Source organism: Haloferula sp. A504, from assembly GCF_044385805.1.
In the GTDB taxonomy this organism is placed as follows: Bacteria; Verrucomicrobiota; Verrucomicrobiia; order Verrucomicrobiales; family Akkermansiaceae; genus Haloferula.
In genome coordinates, this window is the sequence record NZ_JBISBU010000113.1 from 1 (window position 1) to 4,862 (window position 4,862).

The 4,862-nt window shown below is 57.5% G+C and carries 6 protein-coding genes and 1 pseudogene; all 7 read left to right on the forward strand.

Annotated features, from left to right (window positions below; genetic code table 11):
* The first annotated feature begins 724 nt into the window (after positions 1–724).
* On the forward strand, positions 725–1,558 hold the full coding sequence (locus tag ACG2LG_RS23490) for a hypothetical protein (RefSeq protein WP_396263260.1): 834 nt from the start codon (positions 725–727) through the stop codon (positions 1,556–1,558).
* Between the two features lie 588 nt (positions 1,559–2,146).
* A complete protein-coding gene (locus ACG2LG_RS23495) occupies positions 2,147–2,599 on the forward strand; it encodes a hypothetical protein (RefSeq protein ID WP_396263261.1) in 453 nt (150 codons plus the stop codon).
* 23 nt (positions 2,600–2,622) lie between these two features.
* Positions 2,623–2,808, forward strand: coding sequence for a hypothetical protein (locus ACG2LG_RS23500; protein WP_396263263.1), 186 nt, complete (start codon positions 2,623–2,625; stop codon positions 2,806–2,808).
* 20 nt (positions 2,809–2,828) lie between these two features.
* On the forward strand, positions 2,829–3,128 hold the full coding sequence (locus tag ACG2LG_RS23505) for a hypothetical protein (protein WP_396263265.1): 300 nt from the start codon (positions 2,829–2,831) through the stop codon (positions 3,126–3,128).
* Positions 3,129–3,223: 95 nt separating this feature from the next.
* Positions 3,224–3,412 carry a hypothetical protein gene (locus ACG2LG_RS23510; protein WP_396263266.1) on the forward strand — a complete coding sequence of 63 codons (189 nt, stop codon included), beginning with the start codon at positions 3,224–3,226 and terminating at the stop codon, positions 3,410–3,412.
* On the forward strand, positions 3,384–3,620 hold the full coding sequence (gene tnpB, locus ACG2LG_RS23515) for an IS66 family insertion sequence element accessory protein TnpB (protein ID WP_396263269.1): 237 nt from the start codon (positions 3,384–3,386) through the stop codon (positions 3,618–3,620). The genes ACG2LG_RS23510 and tnpB overlap by 29 nt, the downstream gene beginning before the upstream one ends.
* A 229-nt stretch (positions 3,621–3,849) precedes the next feature.
* Positions 3,850–4,862, forward strand: a pseudogene (locus ACG2LG_RS23520) (hypothetical protein); the annotation flags it as partial.

Below are 4,862 nucleotides of genomic sequence, written 5' to 3' on the forward strand. Positions count from 1 at the left end.
AGAGCCCCAAACCTTACGGAAAGGCGGATCTCATGACCCGCGGATCTGGTCGAATAGCAACGAGGCGCTTGGTAAGGCGCTGGAGAGGTGGTTCCACCGTCCGGATTGAGTCGAGCTCTCTTTCCTTTAGGCGGGCTGAAGCGCCTAGAAATGGATGCGGTCTTTTCAGGGAGGAACCGTTCTCCTGATTTGGTCAGTTGTCAGTCTCGCGGACCCTTGTGATCGGAGTCTTTGTGGTTGACATTGGACGGGGCAGGCAATTCCCTCGTGATGAAATCTATCCTACAGAACGACCATGAAAGTCACCTCCTCCACGTTCGCCAGTGTGATGGCTCTAGCAGGCTGTTTTTTCCTCCTCGAACTCCAAGCCGCAACCGTAAGGGTTTACACCCGGACTGGGGCCAGTTTGGGAACCAATGTCCCGGTCACTGCACCGGGGGCGAGGAGTTCTCCGGCAGCGCTACCGACGAACGTCCCCATCACAGCAACCATCGCCCCCTCGCAGGGCGTCCCCAGCCCACCGAGGACCGCGCCCTCGGCTCCGGGCGATGTTTCCCGTGCTCAGGACGGTGCCGATGCTTCGGCTGCTCCACGACGTTCAGGGCGCCGTGATGGGTCAGGTCGTCAGGCGACACCTGCTCCCGGCGGCAGTTCGGCTAAAGGTGGTCTAGCGAAAGGAGCGCCGGTTCTTGAATACGCTGACCCTGGAGCGCTTACTTGGACCGTGGAAGCAGGCTGGGCATCCAAGCACGTGTGGCGTGGCATCGATGTCGCCCAGTTCACATCCTTCAACCACCTCGTTCCCGGCAATCCGCTGGCAGAGGATCCGGACAGCGACATTACGTTTGTGGGTGTGAACGCCACCTACAAAGGTTTCGCGCTAGGCTTGAAGTACATTGAAAGTCTGGATGATGGATTCAACCCCTTCTACGCACCTCTACTGACGACTAAGGACAGCTACTCCGAGCTGATTTTGTCGGCCAACTACACCCGCATGCTGGTGGGTGAGGACTGGTTGCAGGGCACCTTTGGTTTCGACTTCTACTACTACCCGAACGGAGAGTTCTGGGGGGTTGAGCACCAAGGCATGGTCTATGCCAATTTCGTCATGCCTCGCTACTCGTATGCCCAGCCCTTCCTCAACCTCTGGTACAACGTGCCGACGACAACCGATGGTCAAGGGCTCGCAAACAATCCGGCCTTCCGTGGTACCGGCGGTGCAGACCTGGTCGAGGGGTGGGGTGGAGAACTCGGAGTGATGGGCAGCAGGAACCTTTACTCCAACGATCAGGTTGGTTTCGGTCTCTCCTATTCCGTGTCCACCATCTACAAGTCGGGTTATCAGTTCGAGTCGGATGGTTTCACCCACGTGGCCGCTACGCTGGGCGCTCCGGTGACGATTGGCGATTCCTTTGTCGTTTCGCCGAGCATCACCTACGTCGAGGCGCTGGAGGATGTTCCTCCGACGCCAACTTTGGGTCCGAACTCGGGTCGACTTGCATCAGAGTGGAACGAGCCCGGCTGGTATGCGAGCCTCAGAGCTTCGTGGACCTTCTGAGATCCTCGTTTGTCTCCTTTCACGAGGAAGCCGTCGGGCAGGTAACTGCCGCCCAACTGGCTTAAGTGAAGCTCCCCGGAAGCGGGGAGCTTCTTCTCTTCATGATCCCGAGTGGGGTCACCATTGCCCGATTCAACCGGCGAAAACTGAAGGCAGGGAGACTGGTGCCGAACGCAAGCTTTTGGACGTTAGTCTGATTTCGGTGCGTCCCAGGAGCTGTCGGCATTCGGTTCGGATGAACCGGGTGCCATCCCAGGCTTTTGCTGATGGTGAAAGTCTTTAAGTCTAATGAAATAAACTTGCGTGATTTCTGTGTAAGTCGATGGTCTTTAAAGAATTATGACTTCTGTTGGGTTTTGGAATTTTTGCTTGCGCGGCCTAACGGATAATCCGTAGTCTTCATACCAGTATCGGATTTGCTTTTGTCATCCGACAGTTTCCAAAAGAGTCCGATAGAGAATGTTAGCATCCCCCAATCATATTATGTCACTGACCATCAAACAAACTCTAGTGGCTGGAAGCCTTTCCCTGTGCATGCAGGGGATCTCTTGGGCCAGTCCAGCGGAAGCCGAAAACGACGGTTATGAAATGGCCGTCCGCCAAGCCGAGGCCGGTTTCACCATCTTTCCCGGCGCCAGTGGGAGTCTTCAGCCCAATGAAAAAATCCGGATGCTGATGCCGGTGACCAAGGGCGTGACCTACTGCTTCCTTGTTGGAGTCGACAAGCGAGTCCGCGACATCGACCTCTATGTCTTCGACGAACAAGGGAACGAGATTCTCGTGGATGATCGTCGCCAGCGCCGGGCCGGAACCAAGTTCGTTGCAAGCTACACCGGGACGGCTGAGGTTTTCGTTCTCCTCCAGTCCACCAACTTCAATGCCAGCACCTCGAAGTATCATGGCATCGGCAGTTGGTCTTTGTTGGTCGGAACGCGGGGCGGATCGGGACAGAATCGCTATGAACCGGTGGATCCCAACAACCCCCAGGGTCCGAAGGCCCGTGATGCGGAGCCTACGACCGAAGGCGGCATCACTTCCTGAGAATTCGAGCACACCATAAAAAGATGAAAAAAGTGAAATTGTTGTCAATGCTGGCCACCGCTGCTGCCGCAGTGTTCTTCCTCGGGGCTTGCGCTGGTCCGGAGGTCCACAATGTAAGCATCACGGAGGATGCCCCCAAGCGAACCTACAAGCCCAAGCCGAAGCCCGCGGACAATCCAAGGGATTTCAAGCCTGTTGAAGGCTTCTGAAATTCTTACCCCAACGTATCATGAAGAAAACACTTCTTACCTATTTGTTGATCGGGGCCTCGGCCTGTGCCTGGGCCGGTGGCGTCAAAGGCAAGGTGACTGACGACCGCGGCTACGCCCGGAAGAACGTCACCGTCAAGGCGGCCGGTTACGCTCAGACCACCAAGACCAACGCGTCGGGCGAGTATTGGCTCACGTTGCCCTCCGCAGCTGATGGGAGCCGCCTCGACATCTACGTCAACGGCAAGCTTGCGGCCAACTGCCTGATTCCTGAAGGCGATGAGTATGCCACGGTGAACGTGGTCATTGAAAAGCGCTGAATCCCTGTTCGGTTGTTCAATCCAGAGGCCGCCTCGTTCACCCGAGGCGGCCTTTCCTCGTAGTGGGAGTGGAGGATTTGCCGGTTGGACGATCCTTGGTTCAGGACTTCCGCTTCGCGGAGGTCGAGCTTTTGGCCGTCACCCGGCTCCGAATCGTCGTCGAGTTCCGCGAGGTCCCTTCGCTGCTGCTCGCCGACGAGGCTGCCAGGTTCATCGTCGCCTGCCAGGAACAGCTCGAAGCGAAGGGGGCCGGCCATGATGAATCTCGCCAACGCCGAGCTTAAGGTTTTCATCGCCCTGAAGCCCTGCGACATGCGCAGATCCTTCAACGGCATGCATGCCGTGGCCGTCGACCACCTCGGGCTCACGCCTGTGCCCGACGTACTGTTCGCCTTCACCAACAAGCGGTGCAACCGCATCAAGTTGCTCTACTTCGATGGAAGAGGTAAGTGGGTCGCAGCGAAAAGACTTGAGCGCGGTCGGTTCAGCTGACCCTCGCCCAGCGAGCCCGACCAACACCGCAGTCGATGAAGCCGTCCTTCAGGCGCTCCTGATTACCAAGGGCTCAAAATGAGGTAGCACTGAGACGTGCGAATTTGTGTTTTTTTGGTTGAAGGACCGGTCGTGGAAGCAATACGAATAACTGCGTATTGGATTTGCTCTTACCTTGCAGGTTAGAGGCAAGCTGCTCAGCACCAGAATTTGCCCGTCACCCCCCTTCTTGATCAATATGAAACGCACAGGCTATTGCCCACTCACCCGAATCACCGTTCTGCTGATTTTTTCCAATTCTCTGAGCTTTGCCGGAAACGACGTGGAGATCGTGGCAGGTGGCGGCAACACCAACATCAACGCTTCAGATCCGTTCGTCTCTACGGATGACAGCGCCCAGTTGGGGGTCGATCTTGTTGTTGGTGGGCTGACCGGGGGTGCTTCGCTCTCCGTGACGACGGCGTCGGCAGGAGGTAATACGGAAGATGGAAATCTGACTTTGTCTGCGGGCTTGGATTTTGATGGAACCGGAGCGAACACCCTGACGTTGAATGGGCTCAACAACGTTGTCCTCAGTGGCTCGGTGAACGATTCGACTCCCGGTGGAGACGCTCTCGACCTCAATCTCAATGCAGGACCCGCAGGAACGGTGCAGCTATTGGGCGCGACTGACCTAGGCAATGGGACGCTTACAGCCACCGGGCAGGGCTTTAGCCTCGGAGCCGGTCTGGATGCGACCGGGCTCGATATTTCGGGAATCACGACGGACTCGTCACTCGGTCTGGACCTCCTCTCGGTCTCCAGTCTTGCCGGTGCTGGAAACGATGAGCTTGTTGGGACGGCAGGCGATGAGAGCGTGAGCGTGACAGGGGCCAACGCAGGATCCATTGGAGGGCTAACATTCAGTGGTTTGGGGTCAGTGGATGCTGCGGGTGGGAGCGATACGCTGGATGCGTCCGGTCAGGCGGTGGCTCTGACGGGAACCAGTGGTCAGATGACGGCTGGTGGCATGACCCTTTCGAATTTCGAGGTGCTTTCTGCGGCGGGCAGTTTCGCAGCCAGCGCAAATGCCGATGCTTTTGACCTGACGGGAGCCATCACAGCCAACGGGATCGATGTTTCGGCATTGGGACTGGGCTCGATTGACGCCGCGGGCGGCAGCGACACGCTGAACACGAATGCGGACACGGAGCTGACCGGGACGGCCGGCGAGGCGTTGAGCAACGGGGTGACGGTGTCGAA